The sequence below is a fragment of the Mesorhizobium sp. WSM4822 genome (genome assembly GCF_055811155.1).
In genome coordinates this window covers 65,038-84,909 of the sequence record NZ_JBVVQM010000013.1, presented here as the reverse complement: position 1 = coordinate 84,909, position 19,872 = coordinate 65,038, and the positions used below count along the sequence as shown (strand labels likewise).

Annotated in this window: 17 protein-coding genes; 11 read left to right on the top strand and 6 right to left on the bottom strand. The window is 63.6% G+C overall.

All coding sequences use genetic code 11. From position 1 onward, the window contains the following. Positions 1-161: 161 nt before the first annotated feature. From sfnG to AC0L3E_RS26515, 9 genes are all read left to right on the top strand, one after another. Positions 162-1,265, top strand: coding sequence for a dimethylsulfone monooxygenase SfnG (gene sfnG / locus AC0L3E_RS26555; protein ID WP_128307103.1), 1,104 nt, complete (start codon positions 162-164; stop codon positions 1,263-1,265). A gap of 124 nt (positions 1,266-1,389) precedes the next feature. Further along, positions 1,390-2,325, top strand: a complete 936-nt coding sequence (locus tag AC0L3E_RS26550; RefSeq protein WP_128307104.1) for an ABC transporter ATP-binding protein — start codon at positions 1,390-1,392, stop codon at positions 2,323-2,325. After that, complete coding sequence (locus tag AC0L3E_RS26545) at positions 2,322-3,221, top strand: branched-chain amino acid ABC transporter permease (RefSeq protein ID WP_127328847.1); 900 nt, start codon at positions 2,322-2,324, stop codon at positions 3,219-3,221. Before AC0L3E_RS26550 ends, AC0L3E_RS26545 begins: the two co-directional genes overlap by 4 nt. A 3-nt stretch (positions 3,222-3,224) precedes the next feature. After that, a complete protein-coding gene (locus tag AC0L3E_RS26540; protein WP_128307105.1) occupies positions 3,225-4,265 on the top strand; it encodes a branched-chain amino acid ABC transporter permease in 1,041 nt (346 codons plus the stop codon). Between the two features lie 82 nt (positions 4,266-4,347). Next, entirely contained in the window at positions 4,348-5,685 is a 1,338-nt protein-coding gene (locus AC0L3E_RS26535) for an ABC transporter substrate-binding protein (RefSeq protein WP_473605991.1), read from the top strand. Positions 5,686-5,766: 81 nt separating this feature from the next. Next, positions 5,767-6,573 (top strand): ABC transporter ATP-binding protein, encoded by an 807-nt coding sequence (locus tag AC0L3E_RS26530; protein WP_128307107.1) that lies wholly within the window; start codon positions 5,767-5,769, stop codon positions 6,571-6,573. Positions 6,574-6,597: 24 nt separating this feature from the next. Further along, positions 6,598-7,845, top strand: coding sequence for an SfnB family sulfur acquisition oxidoreductase (locus AC0L3E_RS26525; RefSeq protein WP_128307108.1), 1,248 nt, complete (start codon positions 6,598-6,600; stop codon positions 7,843-7,845). A gap of 65 nt (positions 7,846-7,910) precedes the next feature. After that, complete coding sequence (gene msuE, locus AC0L3E_RS26520) at positions 7,911-8,471, top strand: FMN reductase (RefSeq protein ID WP_127256266.1); 561 nt, start codon at positions 7,911-7,913, stop codon at positions 8,469-8,471. Positions 8,472-8,584: 113 nt separating this feature from the next. After that, on the top strand, positions 8,585-9,070 hold the full coding sequence (locus AC0L3E_RS26515; protein WP_128307109.1) for a hypothetical protein: 486 nt from the start codon (positions 8,585-8,587) through the stop codon (positions 9,068-9,070). 11 nt (positions 9,071-9,081) lie between these two features. Here the strand turns inward: AC0L3E_RS26515 and AC0L3E_RS26510 are convergent, their stop codons facing one another. The 6 genes from AC0L3E_RS26510 to AC0L3E_RS26485 form a co-directional block, all read right to left on the bottom strand. Further along, on the bottom strand, positions 9,082-9,621 hold the full coding sequence (locus tag AC0L3E_RS26510; protein WP_128307110.1) for an aminomethyltransferase family protein: 540 nt from the start codon (positions 9,619-9,621) through the stop codon (positions 9,082-9,084). Further along, a complete protein-coding gene (locus tag AC0L3E_RS26505; RefSeq protein ID WP_473605990.1) occupies positions 9,614-12,496 on the bottom strand; it encodes a sarcosine oxidase subunit alpha family protein in 2,883 nt (960 codons plus the stop codon). The genes AC0L3E_RS26510 and AC0L3E_RS26505 overlap by 8 nt, the downstream gene beginning before the upstream one ends. Next, positions 12,493-12,759, bottom strand: coding sequence for a sarcosine oxidase subunit delta (locus AC0L3E_RS26500; protein WP_127272032.1), 267 nt, complete (start codon positions 12,757-12,759; stop codon positions 12,493-12,495). The genes AC0L3E_RS26505 and AC0L3E_RS26500 overlap by 4 nt, the downstream gene beginning before the upstream one ends. A gap of 9 nt (positions 12,760-12,768) precedes the next feature. Further along, the gene (locus AC0L3E_RS26495; RefSeq protein ID WP_473605989.1) at positions 12,769-14,022 is read right to left on the bottom strand and encodes a sarcosine oxidase subunit beta; all 1,254 of its coding nucleotides are present in this window, start codon (positions 14,020-14,022) and stop codon (positions 12,769-12,771) included. Between the two features lie 82 nt (positions 14,023-14,104). Continuing rightward, entirely contained in the window at positions 14,105-16,516 is a 2,412-nt protein-coding gene (locus AC0L3E_RS26490; RefSeq protein ID WP_473605988.1) for a GcvT family protein, read from the bottom strand. Positions 16,517-16,726: 210 nt separating this feature from the next. Continuing rightward, entirely contained in the window at positions 16,727-17,386 is a 660-nt protein-coding gene (locus tag AC0L3E_RS26485; protein WP_164893147.1) for a TetR/AcrR family transcriptional regulator, read from the bottom strand. 269 nt (positions 17,387-17,655) lie between these two features. Between AC0L3E_RS26485 and AC0L3E_RS26480 the strand changes: the two genes are divergently transcribed. Further along, entirely contained in the window at positions 17,656-19,095 is a 1,440-nt protein-coding gene (locus AC0L3E_RS26480; RefSeq protein ID WP_127266939.1) for an aldehyde dehydrogenase family protein, read from the top strand. A gap of 92 nt (positions 19,096-19,187) precedes the next feature. Then, positions 19,188-19,763, top strand: coding sequence for a DUF1349 domain-containing protein (locus AC0L3E_RS26475; RefSeq protein WP_128287590.1), 576 nt, complete (start codon positions 19,188-19,190; stop codon positions 19,761-19,763). The last annotated feature ends 109 nt before the right edge of the window (positions 19,764-19,872 follow it).

Genomic DNA, 19,872 nt, shown 5'->3' with positions numbered 1-19,872 from the left:
GCAGGCCGGGTTCGGCAGCGAAAATTGGTATTTCCGTCCCAAGAGAGCCCCAAAAACGGAAAATCCTTCTTTGTATATATATTCTATAAACATAATAAATATCGGCGAAGTCCGGCTGCGGCCGGATCGATCAATGACACGGCCTGAATGGGAGACATTTCATGGCACACGCAGAGACCGACGCGATCAAGTTTGCCTACTGGGTGCCGAATGTTTCGGGCGGCCTGGTGATCTCCAACATCGAGCAGCGCACCAACCATTCGGCCGAGTATAACCGCAAGCTGGCGCAGATCGCCGAGAAGTCCGGCTTCGACTATGCGCTCAGCCAGATCCGTTTCACCGCCGGCTACGGCGCCGACGAACAGCATGAATCTGTGGCGTTCAGCCACGATCTGCTGGCTGCGACCACAACGCTCAAGGTCATCGCGGCGATCCTGCCGGGACCTTGGAACCCGGCGCTGGCGGCAAAGCAGATCGCCACCATCAGCTACCTGACCAACGGCCGCGTCGCGATCAACCTCGTCTCCGGCTGGTTCCGTGGCGAGTTCCACGCCATCGGCGAGCATTGGCTCGATCATGACGAGCGCTACCGCCGCTCGGAGGAATTCATCCGTGCGCTGCGCGGGATATGGACCGAAGACAGCTTCACCTTCCGTGGTGATTTCTATCGCTTCAATGAGTACTCGCTGAAGCCGAAGCCGCCGCGGCCGCTGCCCGAAATCTTCCAGGGTGGCTCGTCGCGCGCCGCACGCGACATGGCATCACGGGTTTCGGACTGGTACTTCACCAACGGCAACACGCCGGCCGAAATCGCCAAGCAGGTCGACGACCTCAGGGCCAAGGCGAAGGCCAACAACCATTCCGTCAAGGTCGGCGTCAACGCTTTCGCCGTCGTTCGCGAGACCGAGGACGAGGCGAGGGCAGTGCTCGCCGAAATCATCGCCAAGGCCAATCCCGACGCGGTCAATGCTTTCGGCCATGAGGTCAAGAACGCCGGTAAGGCCTCGCCGGAAGGTGAGGGCAATTGGGCGAAATCGTCCTTCGACGACCTGGTCCAGTACAATGACGGCTTCCGCTCCAACCTGATCGGCACTCCCAGGCAGGTTGCTCAACGCGTCGTCGGCCTGAAGCGCGCGGGTGCGGATCTCATCCTGCTCGGTTTCCTGCACTTCCAGGAAGAGGTCGAGTATTTCGGCAAGCATGTCATCCCGCTCGTTCGCGAATTGGAAGACGCCGAGGGAGCGGCGTCGCTGGCGGCGGAATAGTCACCCGCACAGGTTGGCCGGAGAGATTCCGGCCAGCACACGCATGAAAGCTACCCGGCGCGCTCGAGCCATCGAGCAGCAATGAGGATTTGCGCGCGTGCTGAAGCAATCGAGGACAATTGGAATGCCTCTGCCCACTTATACGCTCGGAGTGATGGAGGCTTCCGCCTATGCACCGGAGGTCTTTGCGCGCGGCCTGCCGTCAAGCCCACGGCCGGAGCAGTCGTTCGAAGATGTCGCCAAGCCGGCAGGGGCCGTTGCCGGCGCTGCCTCAGCATTGCTTTCGCTTCAGGGCATCAGCCTGTCGTTTGGCGGCGTCGTCGCACTGGCCGACGTCGACCTGTCGGTTCTACCAGGCGAAATCCGTGCCATCATCGGCCCTAACGGCGCCGGCAAGAGCTCGCTGATCAACGTCATCAGCGGCGTCTACAGGCCGGATCGTGGCCATGTCCAGCTCGACGGTACCTTCTATGCCCAGGTCCCGACGCAGCGGCTGGCCCATCTCGGCGTCGCCAGAACCTTCCAGAACCTTGCACTGTTCAAGGGCCTCAGCGTCCTCGACAATGTAGCCTCTGGCCTTGCCTACAAGGTTCGCTCCAACTTTGCCGGCCAGGTGCTCGGCATCGGCCGCTCGCGTGGCGAGCAGCGCGATTCACGCAGCCGTGCCGAACAGGTCCTCGAATTCCTCCATCTCACCGCCATTCGCGACCGTCTTGTCGGCACCTTGCCTTATGGGCTGCAGAAGCGTGTCGAATTGGCCCGCGCTCTGGTGGCCGAGCCGCGCCTGCTTTTGCTCGACGAGCCGATGGCCGGCATGACAGCGAGCGAAAAGAGCGAGATGGCGGCTTTCGTCCGTGCCGCGCGCGATCGTTTCGCCACCACCGTGGTGTTGATCGAGCACGATGTCGGTGTTGTCATGGGTCTGTCCGATCGCATCGCCGTTCTCGACTACGGCCGCAAGATCGCCGACGCCACGCCCGATGAGGTCAGGAACGACCAGCGCGTCATCGATGCCTATCTCGGCGTCGCCTCGGACAATGAAGACGGGGCAGGCATATGATCGCCGGTTTCGACTACCAGTTCTTCATCGAAGTGCTCGTCGGAGGCCTGCTCTCAGGCGTCATGTATTCGCTTGTCGCGATCGGCTTCGTGCTCATCTACAAGACCTCGGGCGTGCTCAATTTCGCGCAAGGCGCGATGCTGCTGTTTGCGGCACTCACCTTCGTCAGCCTTTCCGAGCGCGGCATTCCCTTCGCGCTGGCGCTGGTGGTCACCTTCGCCATCATGGTGGCGATCGGCATCGCCATCGAGCGCACGGTGCTCAGGCCACTGACCAACAAGCCGCCGATCACCCTGTTCATGGCGACGCTTGGCCTGTCCTACATCATCGAAGGCGCTGCCCAACTGATCTGGGGCACGCAGGTTCACGGCCTCGATCTCGGCATCGAGGACGTGCCGCTGGAAATCGGCGGCGTGCTGATCAGCCAGTTCGACATCTTCGCGGCCGTGGTCGCTGCCGGCATGGTCCTCTTGCTGTCGCTGTTCTTCCGCTACACCCGCATCGGCCTCTCCTTCCGCGCGGTCGCCGACGATCAGTTCGCGGCACTCGCGGTCGGCCTCAGGCTACCCCTGATCTGGGCCACTGTATGGGCCGCCGCCGGCCTCGTCGCGCTGGTGGCCGGACTGCTGTGGGGCGCACGCCTGGGCGTGCAGTTCTCGCTGTCGCTGGTGGTGCTCAAGGCGCTGCCGGTGCTGGTGCTCGGCGGTTTCGATTCCATCCTCGGCGCCATCGTCGGCGGCCTCTTGATCGGCGCCAGCGAGAAGCTCGCCGAAGTCTATATCGGCGACTATTTCGGCGGCGGCATAGAGAGCTGGTTTGCCTATGTCGTCGCGCTCGTCTTCCTGCTGATCCGCCCTTCCGGCCTGTTCGGTCAGAAGCTTGTCGAGAGGATCTGAACGATGACCGCGATAACAAGCGATTTCGCCGCCGCGCCGGTGCTGCCGAAATGGGTCGTGCCCGTGCTTTTGCTCGCTTTCGCTTACGGCGTCGTGCCGCTGATCGGCTCAAGCTATCTGTTCGAGGCCATCCTGCTGCCTTTCCTGGCGCTCAGCCTTGCCGGCGTGGGCTTGAACATCCTGACCGGCTATGCCGGCCAGGTGTCGCTTGGCAGTGCTGCTTTCATGGCGGCCGGCGCCTTTGCCGCCTATAATTTCAACCTGCGTGTCGAAGGCCTGCCGCTGGCCGGCAGCATCTTCCTGGCCGGCATAGTGGCGGCCGCGATAGGCGTCGTTTTCGGCCTGCCGAGCCTGCGCCTGAAGGGTTTTTATCTCGCGGTTTCGACCCTTGCCGCGCAGTTCTTCGTGCAATGGGCGTTGACCAAGTTCAGCTGGTTTTCCAACAACTCGGCGTCCGGCGTCATCGACGCGCCGAGACTGTCGATTTCAGGTTTCGCGCTCGACGGCGCCATCGGCCGCTATTTGTTCGCGCTGACCATCGTCACGGTGCTGACCTTCCTTGCCTATAGGCTGGTCTCGTCGCAGACCGGGCGCAACTTCATCGCCATCCGCGACAATGAAACCGCCGCCCGCATCATCGGCATTCCGGTGCTGAAGACCAAGCTTCTGGCCTTCGCCATCTCGTCCTTCATCATTGGCGTTGCCGGCGTCATCTGGGCCTTCGCCTATCTCAGAACCGTCGAGCCGGACGGCTTCGATCTCGACCGGTCGTTCCAGATCCTGTTCATCATCATCATCGGTGGTCTGGCTTCGATCCGCGGCGCCTTCTTCGGCGCCGCCCTCATCGTGGTCTTTCCACTCGCTCTGTCGCGCCTCGGCGGCTTCCTGCTTGGCGATCTCTTCGACTCGGGCGTGCTCGACATGAGCCAGCGCATCGTGCTGGGCGCGCTCATCATCCTGTTTCTGATCCTTGAACCCGACGGGCTGGTGGCGCTGTGGGACAGGGTCCGAAGACGGCTCCTGTTCGCCTGGCAGTCGACTTGAGCTGATGCATTGAAAATGAATCCAATCCGAAAATGAACAAGGGGCCGAACCCAAGACGGCCCATACCGGGAGTATCTCGACCATGACTTTCCTCAGCACAATCAAGGCGGCGGCGCTGTCTGCGGCGATGATCGTGTCGGTGGCCTTGCCGGCCGCGCACGCCGACGAACAATATTCCCCGCTGCAGAGCTATCGCGTCGGGCCTTACGCGGCCGGCGGCACCGGCTTCTTCGGCGGCTTCATCGACTATCTCAACCTCATCAACATCCGTGACGGCGGCGTCAACGGCGTCAAGCTGACCTGGGACGAATGCGAGACCCAGTATGAGGTCGAGCGCGGTGTCGAATGCTATGAGCGGCAGAAGAGCCATGCCGGTGCCGCCGCCTGGAACCCGCTCTCGGTCGGCATCGCCTATGCCATGATCGATCGCATCACCGCCGACAAGGTGCCGTTGATCACGGTCAACCACGGCCGCACCGACTCCACCGACGGGCGTGTCTTCCCTTACGTGTTCCCGCTGCTGCTCAATCCTTACAGCGAAACCTCGGGCATCGTGAACTACATCGCCTCCAAGGAAGGCGGCATCGACAAGCTCAAGGGCAAGAAGATCGTCGTGCTCTATCATGGGTCGCCCTACGGCAAGGAAACCATCCCGATCTATGAATTGCTGGCGCAGAAATACGGCTTCACCGTGCAGCAGATCGAGGTGCCGCATCCCGGCAACGAGCAGCAGTCGCAGTGGCTGACCATCCGCCGCGCCAAGCCGGATTTCGTCGTCCTGCGCGGCTGGGGCGTGATGAACCCGGTGGCGCTGAAGACGGCGGTCAAGGTCGGCTTCCCCGTCGACCATATCGTCGGCAATGTCTGGTCGAATTCCGAAGAGGACGTGATCCCCGCCGGCGACGCCGCCAAGGGCTACACCGCCATCACCACGCAGGCTTCCGGCAACTCCTACCCGGTGGTGCAGGAGATCGTGAAGACGGTCTATGGCGCCGGCAAGGGTAACCTTGAAGACAAGGCGCGCATCGGCTCGGTCTACCACAATCTCGGCATCGTCAACGGCATCCTCAATGTCGAGGCGATCCGGGTCGCGCAGGAGAAGTTCGGTCACCGCACGCTGACCGGCGATGAGGTCCGCTGGGGCTTCGAGCATCTCAAGCTTGATCCGGCCAAGGTCGAGGCGCTTGGCGCCAAGGATCTGTTCCATTCGATCAACGTCAGCTGGGACAATCATGAAGGCGAAGGCTACGTGACCTTCCAGCAGTGGGACGGCAAGAAGTGGAACGTCGTCTCCGACTGGATCACGCCGGACTGGGCGTTGCTGAGGCCGATCATCGAGAAGTCCGCCGAGGCCTACGCCGCCGAGAAGGGCATCAAGCTGCGCACCTCCGACGATGCCAATGCTGTGACCACCAACTGATCAGTCAGTGCCGGGCGTCGCGGACCAAGTTTCCGTGGCGCCCCGGCCTCTTTCGGTTTCCGAACCGTGAAAGAACAGCCTATGCCGAACGATGACGTCATTCTTGCCATGGACGCGGTCCATGCCACCTACAACCACGCCATCACGGCGCTGCATGGCGTCAGTTTTGAGCTCAGGCGCGGCGAAATACTGGCGCTGCTCGGTGCCAATGGCGCCGGCAAGACCACGACGCTGAAGGCCGTCTCCAACCTGCTGCCGGCGGAACGTGGCCAGGTCAATGCCGGCACCATCCGCTATGAAGGGTCCGATGTCTCGCGCCGCAAACCGGGTGATCTGGTGCGCGCCGGGCTGGTCCAGGTGCTGGAAGGCCGCCACTGCTTCAAAAGCCTCACCGTCGAGGAGAATCTGATCGCCGGCGGCATCGGCCGCAGCGGGAGCCGCGCCGAGATCAACGGGGATCTCGAACGGATCTACGGCTATTTCCCGAGGCTTCGGGAAAAGCGCCGGACATTGTCCGGCCTGACCTCCGGCGGTGAACAACAGATGACCGCCATCGGCCGGGCGCTGATGTCGCGACCGCGTTTGCTGGTTCTCGACGAACCGTCGATGGGGCTCGCGCCGCTCATCGTCCAGGACATCTTCCAGAGCTTGAAAAAACTCAACCGCGAGACCGGCCTGTCGATCCTGGTTGCCGAGCAGAACTCGGCGGTCGCGCTCAGATACGCCGACCACGCCACTGTGCTCGAAAACGGCGTTTCCGTTCTCGCCGGCGCTGCCGTCGAACTTCGCCAGCGCGAGGACATCAGAGCCTTCTATCTCGGTCAATCAACCCCCGGGCAACAGGTGTCACCCGCCACCAGGCCCGCCCATCTCCACGCCGTTGCCTGAGCCAAAATCCCAAGGAGCAGTGAAATGACCGTTTCGACCGTCAAAACCGACAAGGCTTCCGCCGCCGTGCCGCCAGTCGCAAGGCCGACCGCCCCAGCGCACATCATCAAGGATGATGCCGAGGCGATTGCGATTGCCCACGCACTCGCCGCCGAATTCGTCAAGGACTCCTCCCAGCGCGACCGCGAGCGGATCTGGCCGGTCGCCGAACTCGATGCCTTTTCGCAAAGCGGCCTGTGGTCGATCAATGTACCCAAGGCATTCGGTGGGCCGGAGGTGTCCTATGCGACGTTGGCGAAGGTAATCGAGATCATCTCGGCGGCGGATTCCTCGATCGGCCAGGTTGCCCAGAACCATCTCGGTGTTGTCGCCGCCATTCGCACCGTGTCCGACGCGGACCAGCAGAAGCTGCTGTTTGCCGAAGCGCTGAAAGGCACGCGGTTCGGCAACGCCTTTTCCGAGTTCGGCTCCAAGCGCGCCGCCGATTTTGAGACCCGCTTCACCGATGCCGGCGATCATGTGGTTGTCAACGGCCGCAAATTCTATTCGTCCGGCGCGCTGCTTGCCCATCTCGTGCCGATCGTGGCGCTCGATGACGAGGGCCGCGCCTGGTATGCGATCGCCGACCGTGCCGCACCCGGGCTGACGGTCATCGACGACTGGTCGAGCTTCGGCCAGCGCACGACGCTGTCCGGCACCGTTATCATCGACAACGTCAAGGTGCCGAAGACCCATCTGGTACCCGGCTACAAGGGCTACGACAGGCCGACCGCCGACGGCGCCATCTTCCAGATCATCCAGGTGGCGGTCGACACCGGCATCGCCCAGGCGGCGATCGACGAGACCGTCAATTTCGTCAGGACCAAAAGCCGCGCCTGGATCGACAGCGGCGTCGACAACGCCTGGGACGATCCTTACACCATTCAGGCCATTGGCGACCTGACGCTGCGCCTGCACGCGGCGCAGGCGCTGCTCGAAAAGGCCGGTCATGCGATCGACCGGGCAGTGATCGATCCGACCGCCGACACGGTGGCGCACGCCCAGATCGTCACCGCCGAGGCAAAAATCCTGTCGACCGAGATCGCCATAGCCGCGACCAACAGGCTGTTCGAACTTGCGGGAACCCGCTCGACGCTGGCCGAACACAATCTCGACCGGCATTGGCGCAATGCCCGCACGCACACGCTGCACGATCCGGTGCGCTGGAAATATTCGATCCTCGGCAAATATTTCCTCAACGGCGAAAATCCGCCGCTGCACGCCTGGAGCTGATCTCCCACCGGCGGGCGGGACGGCCCGCCACGTCAAACCTTCGACCATCCAAGAGGCCCACTGCCATGTCAAATCCAACAGTCGTCGGCTTTTCCGGCAACATCACCCGGCCGTCAAAGACGCGCGCCTTCGTCGACCTGGTCACCAGGGACATCGCCGCCAGCCACGGCCTGTCGGCGAGCACCTATGATATCGAGGACCTCGGTCCGTCGCTGGGAACGGCGAAATGGGCCCGCGATCTCGACGGCCAGGCGCGCGCGATCCTGGAACAAATCCTCGCCGCCGACGTGCTTGTCGTGGGCTCGCCGACCTACAAGGGCAGCTATACCGGCCTTTTCAAGCACTTCTTCGACCTGATCGATCCGGCGGCATTGCGGGGAAAGCCCATCGTGTTGACCGCGACCGGAGGTGGCGAGCGCCATGCGCTGATCGTCGAACATCAGCTGCGGCCGCTGTTCGGCTTCTTCGAGGCCTTTGCCCTGCCGACCGCCGTCTACGCCACCGACAAGGATTTCACCGACGGCGTACTGCGCTCCGAGGCGATCCTGAAGCGTGCGGCGCAGGCGGTTGACGAGGTCGGCTTCGTGCTGGCCAACCGCTCGGCCGGCAGGATCGCCGCCGAATAGGCTTTGTCACCAGATTGCGATCGAAACAGGCGAGGGCAGCGCCCTCGCTTACCCGCAATTTACGACCGCCCGCTAAAAACGTTCCTGTCTGATTCGTCTGGGACAGGAACGTCATGAGCAAAGTCCTCACATCCTTCGCACTGGTCGCCGTGCTGACCGCCTTGCTCATGGCGTTGAGCCTGGCTGTGGCCAGGCACGGCTATCCCTATGGCGCGATCGGCGTCAGGCGCCTTGACGGCATTGCCGACGCCGGCGTGTTCATCCCGATTGCCGCTGTCTATTTCTTCAGCGCGATGCTGATGATGATCCTGCCGATCAGGGCGGCCGGCATCGTCCTGACCCATGCCGCCGACGCCCTTTTCTGGACCGTGATCGCGCTGTTTGCGACCATCGTCGGCTGTCTGGTCGCCAGATGGGCGTTCGGGCAGGGCAGCGCCGTGTGGGCGCTGCTGAACTGGCGGTTCCTGTTTGCCGCGGCGATCGTCGGTTGTCACTTCGTCATGAACGAGCTGCGCCGCAATGTGCTGCTGCGCAGCCTGTTCTTCGTGGTCTTTGCCGCCGCGACGCTGGCCTGCCTGTTTTGGTCGTTCACGCTCTGACGTGTCGCCGGTTAGTCGGCTGATCCGGTCGCGATGTTGCCGGCGGCCGTTTCCATCCATGTCCAGAGATAAGTGGCAAGGCCACGGTCGACATGGATGCGCAGCTTGCCGTCAAGACGATAGACGACGGCGCTGATGCCGGCGAAGGAAAGTGCTGCACTGGCACTTGGCTTCGCGGGATCGAGCGTCGTTCCACGCGCGATGAAAGCGTCGAGCGCCATGCCCTTGACTTCGAACACCTGCAAGCCGGCGCTGATCGCCGTCACAGCGAACCCTTCCGCGTGCCAGCCCATGGCGATGGCAAGCGGGCTGTTCGAGACGACAAGCTGCCGGTCGCGCGCCAGCCGCGCCGCGTAGCGGTCGCCCTGTGCGATACCAAAGGCACCCACGCCAGTCCCGCCGATGCTGGAAGCCCGTGCCCACGCGTCGAGGTCGCCGCTGACCAGCAACTGGTTGAGGCCGAAGACTGTTCGTACCGCAAGGCCCGGCGTGGCGATGACCGCGCCCTGCCAGTCCGGTGCAACGGACCATTTTTCCGCGAGATCACGCATGCAGCCGCTCTCCTGCCGGGTCGAAGGCGCAAGGGGCGGTAATCGTCGCCTTGCTGATCTTGCCGAGATGCTGGATGTCGATCGTCTCGCCGTGCCGCGTCGCGCCGCGCTCGATCAGCCCAAGCGCAACCGGGCGACCGAGCGTCGGGCTTTGGTAGCTCGAGGTGACAAAGCCTTGGCTGCGCAATCTGCCGTCGATCCGTTTGATGCCATGCGCGCCGGTCGGCAGCGGCGCTTCGCCTTGCGGCACCGCTAGTCCGACAAGCTGCATGCGGTTGTCACGCGAGGCCTCCTCTGTGAACAGCGAGCGGCGGCCTACGAACTCGGTCTGGCGCTTGACGCGCGGGCCGTCGACGCCGAGATCATGCGGCAGCGTGGTGCCGTCAGTGTCCTTACCGATGACGATGAAGCCCTTCTCGGCCCGCAGGATCATCAGCGCCTCGAGACCAATAGCGACGGCATCGAAGGCCTGGCCGGCCTTGCGCAGATGCGCCCATAACGGTTCGGCGCGATCGGCCCGGATCGAAATCTCATAGCTCCTGTCGCCGGTGAAGCTGACGCGGGTAATGCGGACCTCGTCGCCTGCATAGCTTCCATGAGCGATCGCCATATGCGGCAGGTCGGCATCGCCGAGCGAAAGACCGAGGCCAAGCGCTTCGAGCAGTTTTCGGGAGTTTGGCCCCGAGACGGTCAGCGTCGCCATGTCCGATGTGGCGTTGTGGATGTAGACGGCGCCGCGTCCGAAGCGGTCCTGGCGCCATTCCTCCAGCCGGGCGTGAACGACAGCGACATGCGAGGACGAGCACGAGACGACGAAGCGATGCTCGTCCAGCCGGACCAGAACGCCGTCGTCGAAGATCACGCCGTTCTCCGACAGCATGAAGCCATAGCGGCAGCGGCCCGGCTTCAGCGTCGACATGGTGTTGTAGTAGAGGAAATCGACGAACGCCGCCGCCTGCGGTCCGATCACTTCGATCTTGCCGAGCGTCGAGCCGTCGAACAGCGCGACCGACCGACGGGCGCGTAGCGCCTCGTCCGCGATCGAACGCTCCGCGTCCGCGTAGCCGCCATAGTGGGCCGGGCGCAGCCAGCCGCCATATTCCTGGAAGACAGCGCCATTGGCGCGGTGCACATTCTCTAGGGGCAGCCGGCGCACCGGCGCCATCAATTCGCCGACGCGCGCACCGGCAAAGCTTGCCAGCGGCACCGGCGTGAATGGCGGCCGATAGGTGGTGGTGCCGACCTCCGGCACCGTGCGGCCGGTGATCCCGGCCATCAGCGCCAGCCCGGGCAGGTTGGAGGTCTTGCCCTGGTCGGTCGCCATGCCGAGCGTGGTGTAGCGCTTCAGATGTTCGACCGAGACGAAGTTTTCGCGCGCTGCCAGTTCGACGTCCTTCACCGTCACGTCGTCCTGGTAATCGATCCAGATACGGCCTTTCGAGCCCGGAATCGGCCATGCCGGGAGAATGCCTCCCGTCGCCTCCGGTCCGGTGCTGCGCGGTAGGGGAGCCCTCGTCTGGCCGAGGGGTGCAAAGGCGGGGCCGGCGCCAGCAAACACCTCCGACAAGGAGACCGCGCCGGCTGCGGCGCCGATCACGGCGATGCCGTCGACCGGATCGCCTGGCAGGAAGGCGGCGCGCGCATCGCTCCAGGCGAGCTTGCCCTTGGCCTGGCCGAAGAGATGGATGGTCGGCGTCCACCCGCCGGAGACCAGGACGCAATCGGCATCGAACCTCGTGCCGTCGTCGAGCGTCACGCCGTCGACGCGCAGCTTGCCGCTGGCGGATGCGAGAGAACGCCCTTTGATCAACCGGGCATTGGCCGGCGCGGCAGGCGTGCCGTTGCGCCGGATGTCGACAAGCCTGACTTCGGCGCCGGCCTCGGCAAGCGCCCCCGCCACCTCATAGGCGCTGTCATTGTTGGTGGCGACGATGATGCGGCGGCCGACCAGCACAGCGTGGCGCCTCAGATAGGCGAACGCCGCATCCGCCGACATGATGCCCGGCAGATCGTTGTTGGCGAAAGGCAGCGGCCGTTCGATGGCGCCGGTCGCCAGCACGATCTGGCGCGGCCTGACCCGCCACAGCATATCCGGCCGGCCGTCGAAATGACGCTGGTTCAGCCCGACCAGATTGTGGTCGTAAATGCCTAAGGCGGTGGTCGAAGGCAGGATGAGGTGACCGCCAGCGGCAAGCTCGGCAATCGTCTCCTTGACCCATACGGCCGCCGGCTTGCCATCGATCTCACCGGCACGATAGCCAAGCGATCCGCCGGGACTCTGCTGGTCGTCGACCAGTGTGACGGTCAGACCAGCGCCGGCCGCCAGTCTTGCCGCCGCCAGCCCTGCCGGTCCCGTGCCCACCACCAGCACGTCGCAATGATGGTTGATCTGGTCGGCCATGCCGGGCGAGGTCCAGTCGGCATCGACCGTGCCCAGCCCCGCCATGGCGCGGATGCGCGGCTCGAACCTGTGCCAGTCCGGCCACATGAAGGTCTTGTAGTAGAACGCGGCCGGGATGAAGCGCGCAAAACGGTCCAGGAAGGCGTTGCGGTCGGCCAGTGCGCTGGGCGTGGCGTTGACGCTTTTCGCCACCAGTCCGTCGCGCGCCGGCTCGGTCGTGGCGCGCGTGTTGGGCGTCGCCCGCGAGCCGCCGATATCGACCAGCGCGTTGGGCTCCTCGACGCCGGCGCCCCATGTGCCGCGCGGCCGGTGGTATTTGAAGCTGCGGCCGACGACCGCGACGTCACCCGCCAGCAGCGCCGAGGCGATGGTGTCGCCGGCAAAGCCCTGCACGATGGTTCCGTCGAAGCTGAAGCGGATCGGGCGCGAGCGGTCGATGGCGCTGCCGCCGGTGGCAAGACGTGAGGCGGTCACGCGGCATGCTCCCCGTCGAGAGCGGCCGAAGACAGCACCTTGTGGGTGACGGTGTCCCGCTCCATGACGAAGAACTCGCCGCAAATCATGTGGACCCAGATCTCGCGCGCCGTGCCTTTCGGGTTGCCGCGCAGATAGAGGTAGCCAGCCCAGCGATCGGTCGGCACGTCGATGCCATCCGGCCTGACATTGCCGGCATCGCCGCCATAGTGGAATTCGGTTTCGTCGCGCGGGCCGCAGAATGGGCAAGGAAAGAGCTGCATGGCAAACCTCTAATGCGCGATGCCGGAGCCGGCCGCTTCGTCGATCAGCCGGCCGGTGGCGAAGCGATCGAGATCGAAGGGGCGGCTGATGTCGTTGTGTTTGCCTGACGCTAGCAATTGCGCCAGCAGCGTGCCACCGGCGGGAATGGCCTTGAAGCCGCCCGTGCCCCAGCCGCAATTGAGGAACAGGCCGGGCAGCGGCGATTCGCCGATGATCGGCGAGGAATCCGGCACCACGTCGACGATACCTGCCCATTGCCGCATCAGCTTGAGCTGGCCAAAGATCGGGAACATCTCCAGCACGCCGGCAATCACCGCCTCCAGCGTCGGCAAATTGCCGCGCAGCGCATAGGAAGGAATGCGGTCGAGGCCGCCGCCGATGACGATCTCGCCCTTGTCCGACTGGCTGACATAGACGCCGCAGCCGGGCGACAGCACCACCGTGTCGAGGATCGGCTTGACCGGTTCGGACACGCAGGCTTGCAGCGCATAGGAATTGATCGGAAGCCGGAAGCCGGCCTTGGCCGCCAGCACCGAGGAATGCCCGGCCACCGCCATGCCGATACGCTCGGCACGGATCGCGCCCCGCGAAGTCTGGACGCCGCGGCAGCGGCCGCCCTCGACGATGAAATCGGTGATCTCGCAGTTCTGGATGATATCGACGCCGAGCCGGCTCGCCGCCCGCGCGTAGCCCCAGGCGACGGCGTCATGGCGCGCCGTACCGGCCCTGCCTTGCCAGATGCCGCCGAACACCGGGAAGCGCGCATCGGCTGAGAAATTATAGATCGGCGCCACCCGGCGCACATCGTCAGGTGAAAACAGCTCGGCATCGATGCCGTTGATCTGCATGGCGTTGACGGTGCGCGCCCCGATCTCCATCTCGGCAGTCGAGTGGCACAGATTGACCATGCCGCGCTGCGACAGCATGACGTTGTAGTTCAGGTCTTTCGACAATCCCTCATAGAGCTGGTGCGCCAGCCCGTAGAGTTCGACACTTTCGGGATAATAGTAGTTGGAGCGTACCACAGTGGTGTTGCGCCCTGTGTTGCCGCCGCCGATCCAGCCTTTTTCCAGCACGGCCACCCTGGTGATGTTGTGATTCTTTGCCAGGTAATAGGCCGTCGCCAGCCCATGGCCGCCGCCGCCGATGACGATGGCGTCGTAGGACGGCTTCGGCTCGGGCGATCGCCAGGCCGGTTGCCAGCCGGTCTGGCCAGCCAGGCCCTCCTTGAACAGCGACAGGGCGGAATAGCGTGTGGTCATGACGTGCCGGACAGGCCTGATGTTCGGAAAGAAATGTGGATCATCGAATGGTCTTTCGCACCGACGTCATCGGTTCGATCGGTCATGCCCGCATCGCCTTGCCCAGTGGATCATATGGCGACGAAGCGATGACGCGCGCATCTCTTTCGACGCCGACGATGTGGGTTGTCAACGGCGTATCGATATCGGCCGCTTCGCGCTCGACCAGCGCCATGGCGAGGCTCTTGCCGACCGTATGGCCATAGCCGCCGGAGGTGACGAAGCCGGCCAGCCTGCCTCTGTTCCAGACCGGCTCGTAGCCGCTGGCATCGGCATCCGCCGCGTCGATTTCGAGCGTCACCAGAGTGCGCCTCGATGGAGCCTTCTGCTCTTTCAGGGCCGCCTCGCGGCCGATGAAATCGCCCTTGTCGAAGGCGACCCAGCGGTCCATGCCGGTCTCATCAGGCGTATAGTCCTGCGTGAATTCGCGCGACCAGATGCCAAAGCTCTTTTCGAGCCGCAGCGAATTGACCGCGCTGAAGCCGTATTCGGTGACTCCCAGATCGCTGCCTGCGGCAAGTAGCGCGCGGCGCAGGCCCATGTGCTCATTGGCCCGGCAATGAATCTCGTAGCCGAGTTCGCCGATGACCGACAGTCGTCCGACCTTCGCCCGCACCAGTCCGACATCGAACGTCCTGCAGGCGAGAAAGCCGAACGCCTGGTGCGAAACGTCCTGATGTGTGAGGCGCTCAAGTAGCATTCGCGCATTGGGACCGGCGAGCGAGAAACCAACAATGGCGTCCGAAATGTCTCGGACGGTGACGCCGTCGCTCATATGCTGCTCGAACCAGCGCATATGCCACTGTCGCAAATAGTAGGATCCCATGATCCACCAGGAGCCATCGCCCCAGTTGAAGACGGTGAGGTCGCCCTTGAGCTTGCCGTTTTCACCCAGCATCGGCGCGAGTTTTGCGCGACCCGGCCTGGGCAGCGCACAGGCGAGCAGCCGGTCGAGCCAGGCTTCGGCCTGCGGCCCGGCGATTTCGTAACGCGAGAAGGCTGATATATCGAGCAGCCCGACACCTTCGCGCACCTTGCGGCATTCCTGTGCGACAATGTCGAAGGCGTTGGAGCGCTTCAGCGTCGGTATCTCGACGAAGCCTTGCTGCGCGAAATAGAGCGGCACTTCCATGCCCCATGAATTGCCCCAGCGCGCGCCGGCGGCATCCATCGCGTCATGCGCGCCGGCCGTTTTCAAGGGCCGTCCCGCCGGCAGCTGCTCGTTGGGATAGCTCATGACGAAGCGGCGCGAATAGAACTGCCCGGTGGTCTGCCTGATGTATTCGCGGTTGGAGGCGAAGTCGCCATAGCGGGCGATGTCCATGCCGTAGACATCGGCTTCCGGCTCGCCATGGATCATCCATTCGGCCAGCGACTTGCCGACGCCGCCGCCTTGCAGGAAACCGGCCATGACGCCGCACGCCACCCAGTAATTGGGCACGCCGCGCACCGGGCCGACCAGCGGATTGCCATCCGGCGAGAAGGTGAAGGCCCCGTTCACCCAGCGTTTGATGCCAGCTATCTCCAGGCAGGGGTAACGGCTGAAGCCGAGCGCCAGTTCGTCGGCTATGCGGTCGGTGTCTTCCTGGATCAATTCGATGCCGTAGTGCCAGGGCGCCCCGTCCATGTTCCAGTGCTTGTGGTTGACCTCATAGATACCCAGCAGAAGGCCTTTCTGCTCCTGGCGCATGTAGGTGAAGCCTTCGAGATCGACGATCAGCGGCAATTCCTTGTCCAGTACCTGGATTTCGGGCAATGCCTCGGTGACCAGATAATGGTGCTCCATCGGCGATACCGGCAGGTCGATGCCGGCCATCCTGCCAACCTGCTTGGCCCACAGTCCGCCGGCATTGACGACGTGCTCGGCAATCACCGTGCCCTTCTCGGTGACCACGTCCCAACCGCCATCGGCGCGGCGGTTGAGCTCCAGCACCCGGTTGTGCTCGATGATGTCGGCGCCGCGCAGCCTGGCTGCCTTGGCATAGGCGTGAACGACGCCCGAAGGATCGATATGACCTTCGCGCGCGGCATAAAGCCCACCTAGCATGCCGTCGGTGTTGAGGATCGGGCAGCGCTGTCGGATTTCGTCGACGCCAACCAGATGGACATCGTCGATGCCCATGGTCTGGAAGATGCGGTAGGAGGCCTTGAGCCATTCCCAGCGCTCGGGCGCCGAGGCGACCGAGATGCCGCCGGTCATGTGCATGCCGATGCTCTGGCCCGATTCCTTCTCGACTTCGGAGAGCAGGTCGATCGTGTAGGCCTGCAGGGCGGCGATGTTGGGATCGGCGTTCAGCGCATGGAACCCACCGGCCGCATGCCAGCTCGATCCCGCTGTCAGTACCTCGCGTTCGATCAGCGCGACGTCGTTCCAGCCGAACTTCGCCAGGTGATAGAGCACCGAGGCTCCAACCACGCCGCCGCCGATGACGATCGCCCTGTATTGGGATTTCATCCTGTCGCACTCCACCCAGTCAGTGGCGTACCCTACTGGTATTGTACATATGTGTCTAGAGCTTGGAAAGGCGATAGAATGAGCGGCCCATGACTCCGCTCTGCGCCGATGCAGCAGAGGGGGCTCCTCTGCTGCTGTCGGCAGCAAACGTGCTTGCTATTGGGATGCGCTAAGCGAAATCGTCAGGCCGCGGCGGCCGGGCGGGCCTTACTATCGGTTGCGCGAAAGCGTCTTCTCGACATAGCGCGAGAAGTCTTCGACATCCTCCGCCGGAGGCTCCTGGCCGGTGAAGCTGCGCAGATAACCGGCGACGTGAGGCAGGCGGCTGCTCATCGGCTCGTTGAGCTCAAGGGAGTAATAGCCGATCTGCATGAAGTACAGCACGCGGGCTCGCACGAACGCGTCTTCTTCCTCATAGCCGTGGCGCATGAACATGTCGCGGATGGCGTTGACGCGCTCCTCGTCGGCCTCGTCGAGCGCGCGCCTGATGGCAGGCGAGCGGCGGGCCCAGGCCCTGATCGCGAAATCCAGCTGCGGATCGAACAGTCTTTCGTCCACCCAGCATTCGAAAATGCTCATCACCCCGCGAATGACGGTCGCGGAAGGCCGCCTGGCCCGTTCGACGATGAACCTGGTGTTGGTCTGCCGCCAGTAGTCGAGCAACTGGTCGAGTAGATCCTGTCGGCTCTTGAAATACCAGTAGAAGCTGGAGCGCGACACATCGAGCTTCTGGCCAAGCGTCAGCACGCGGACACGTTCGACACCGTCCGAGATCAACGTTTCAAGCGCAAGTTTCAGCCAGTCTTCGCGAGTGGCCTTGATATTGCCGGTGGCGCCGGCGCGCTGAATCGTCGTTTCGAGAGCTGCCATCGGCACGACGCATGACATGCTGCCTCAGGCAAATCAAGGCTATGGACAGAAGTGTATAGAGGAAATCGGCCCAAGCCGGACGACGCACCATGGATGTTGGCCGCATCGAAGCTCGATGAGGCAATGTCGTCACCCGCCATCCGCGCGGCGCAAGCGGGGGGATTTTTGTCGCGGCTGCTGGTTCACTGTTTGCTTTCCCGCGAGGCAATTGTCTGGCAAATACCAGTTCAGACAGATGCCCGCGCGGCCAACAAGCAGGAACACACGATATGACGCTGTTTCGAAAGAACCTCATCGATGGCGAATGGGTCGGCGAGGCCGGTTCGCGCAACATCAACCCCTCGGATACTGGTGACATCGTCGGCGATTATGCCTCGGCGGGTGTCGAACAGGCCAAGCAGGCGATCGCCGCGGCCAAGGCAGCGTTCCCGGCTTGGTCCCGTTCCGGTCCGCTGGCGCGTCACGCGGTGCTGAAAAAGGCCTCCGACGAGATTCTGGCGCGCAAGGACGAGATTGGGCGCAATCTCGCGCGTGAGGAAGGCAAGACGCTGGCCGAAGGCATAGGCGAGACCATTCGCGCCGCCCAGATTTTCGATTTCTTTGCCGGCGAAACGTTGCGTTTAACCGGAGAGGTCGTGCCGAGCGTGCGACCGGGCGTCGGCGTCGAGATGACGCGCGAGGCGGTCGGCGTGGTCGGCATCATCACGCCGTGGAATTTTCCGATCGCCATTCCGGCCTGGAAGATCGCTCCGGCATTAACCCACGGCAACACCGTCGTCTTCAAGCCGGCGGAGCTGGTTCCCGAGAGCGCCTGGACCATTGTCGACATCCTGCATCGCGCCGGCCTGCCAAAGGGCGTGCTCAATCTCGTCATGGGCAAGGGTTCGGTCGTCGGTCAGGCGATGCTCGACAGTCCCGACGTCAACGCCATCAGCTTCACCGGCTCGGTCGGTACCGGCAAGCGCGTTGCCGCGGCAAGCATCGAACACATGCGCAAGTTCCAGCTTGAAATGGGCGGCAAGAACCCTCTGGTCGTGCTCGACGATGCCGATCTTGCGATCGCCGTCGATTGCGCGCTCAATGGCGCCTTCTTCTCGACCGGCCAGCGCTGCACCGCGTCATCCAGGCTGATTGTGGCTGACGGCATTCACGACCGTTTCGTCGATGCCCTCAAGGACCGCATGAGCAAACTGGTCATCGGCGATGCGCTCGACGCGCAGACCCAGATCGGTCCTGTCGTCGACGCGACGCAGCTGAAGCAGGACGAGGACTATATCGCCATCGGCGTCAGGGAAGGTGCCACGCTCGCCTTCGGCGGCGAGCGGCTCGACCGCAAGACGCCAGGCTTCTACCTGCAGCCGGCATTGCTCACCGAGGCCACCAATGCCATGCGCAGTTCGCGCGAGGAGATTTTCGGACCTGTCGCCAGCGTCATTCGCGTCAAGGACTATGACGAGGCGCTTTCCGTCGCCAACGACACGCCCTTCGGCTTGACCTCCGGCATCTGCACCTCGAGCCTCAAGCATGCCACGCACTTCAAGCGCAATTCGGAGGCCGGAATGGTGATGGTCAACCTGCCGACGGCGGGTGTCGATTTCCATGTTCCCTTCGGCGGCCGCAAGGGCTCGAGCTATGGGCCGCGCGAGCAGGGCCACTATGCGGCGGAGTTCTACACCACGGTGAAGACGGCCTATACGTTCGCAGGCTGATCGGCCGTCGACTGATCAGCCTGACTGATCGGTCACTGCCGACCATGCCGGCAACACCGCCATGCACATCTGGATTGGAGCGGCGCGAAAGGATGACAGTGCAAGATCTGACCTGGCTTAACCCGCCGCCGCACCACGCCATCGAGGGCGATAGCGTTCGTGTGCGCACCGGCAAGGAGACCGATTTCTGGCGCGAGACCTTCTACGGTTTCTGGCGCGACAACGGCCACTTCCTGCACCGGCCTGTCGAGGGCGATTTCAGCGCCGAAGTCACGGTCAAGGGCGACTACGAGGTCCTCTATGATCAGGCCGGGCTGATGGTCCGGCTCAGCGAAACGCACTGGATCAAGGCCGGTATCGAGTACACCGACGGCCTTGCCTATTTCTCCGTCGTCGTCACCAACGACACGTCAGACTGGTCGCTGGTCGCCATTCATGCCGATCCGAACGGCGTCAGGATCCGGTTGACCCGTCACGCCGAGGCGATCCGCGTCCAGTACCTCGACGCTTCCGACAGCCACTGGAAGCCTGTGCGGCTTGCCTATTTCCCGACCTCGAAGACGGTCGATATCGGCATGATGTGCTGTTCGCCGCAACGCGAAGGCTTTGAGGTAACGTTCTCGGATTTCTCCCTCGGTCCGCCGATATCGCGGGAATTGCACGATTGAGACGTGCGGTCTTGCGCTGAACCGCAAGCACTTCGACCTTTGCCACAATCAAGTCTGTAGACCGCCGTGTGCCTCCGGCCGAGCCGGGGGGTTGGCCGCGGCACTGCAG

What these genes read in the sequence shown, in the direction of transcription:
- sfnG (WP_128307103.1), top strand. Translation starts at nt 162, where the DNA reads ATGGCACACGCAGAGACCGACGCGATCAAGTTTGCCTACTGGGTGCCG.
- AC0L3E_RS26550 (WP_128307104.1), top strand. Translation starts at nt 1,390, where the DNA reads ATGCCTCTGCCCACTTATACGCTCGGAGTGATGGAGGCTTCCGCCTAT.
- AC0L3E_RS26545 (WP_127328847.1), top strand. Translation starts at nt 2,322, where the DNA reads ATGATCGCCGGTTTCGACTACCAGTTCTTCATCGAAGTGCTCGTCGGA.
- AC0L3E_RS26540 (WP_128307105.1), top strand. Translation starts at nt 3,225, where the DNA reads ATGACCGCGATAACAAGCGATTTCGCCGCCGCGCCGGTGCTGCCGAAA.
- AC0L3E_RS26535 (WP_473605991.1), top strand. Translation starts at nt 4,348, where the DNA reads ATGACTTTCCTCAGCACAATCAAGGCGGCGGCGCTGTCTGCGGCGATG.
- AC0L3E_RS26530 (WP_128307107.1), top strand. Translation starts at nt 5,767, where the DNA reads ATGCCGAACGATGACGTCATTCTTGCCATGGACGCGGTCCATGCCACC.
- AC0L3E_RS26525 (WP_128307108.1), top strand. Translation starts at nt 6,598, where the DNA reads ATGACCGTTTCGACCGTCAAAACCGACAAGGCTTCCGCCGCCGTGCCG.
- msuE (WP_127256266.1), top strand. Translation starts at nt 7,911, where the DNA reads ATGTCAAATCCAACAGTCGTCGGCTTTTCCGGCAACATCACCCGGCCG.
- AC0L3E_RS26515 (WP_128307109.1), top strand. Translation starts at nt 8,585, where the DNA reads ATGAGCAAAGTCCTCACATCCTTCGCACTGGTCGCCGTGCTGACCGCC.
- AC0L3E_RS26510 (WP_128307110.1), bottom strand. Translation starts at nt 9,621, where the DNA reads ATGCGTGATCTCGCGGAAAAATGGTCCGTTGCACCGGACTGGCAGGGC.
- AC0L3E_RS26500 (WP_127272032.1), bottom strand. Translation starts at nt 12,759, where the DNA reads ATGCAGCTCTTTCCTTGCCCATTCTGCGGCCCGCGCGACGAAACCGAA.
- AC0L3E_RS26495 (WP_473605989.1), bottom strand. Translation starts at nt 14,022, where the DNA reads ATGACCACACGCTATTCCGCCCTGTCGCTGTTCAAGGAGGGCCTGGCT.
- AC0L3E_RS26490 (WP_473605988.1), bottom strand. Translation starts at nt 16,516, where the DNA reads ATGAAATCCCAATACAGGGCGATCGTCATCGGCGGCGGCGTGGTTGGA.
- AC0L3E_RS26485 (WP_164893147.1), bottom strand. Translation starts at nt 17,386, where the DNA reads ATGGCAGCTCTCGAAACGACGATTCAGCGCGCCGGCGCCACCGGCAAT.
- AC0L3E_RS26480 (WP_127266939.1), top strand. Translation starts at nt 17,656, where the DNA reads ATGACGCTGTTTCGAAAGAACCTCATCGATGGCGAATGGGTCGGCGAG.
- AC0L3E_RS26475 (WP_128287590.1), top strand. Translation starts at nt 19,188, where the DNA reads ATGACAGTGCAAGATCTGACCTGGCTTAACCCGCCGCCGCACCACGCC.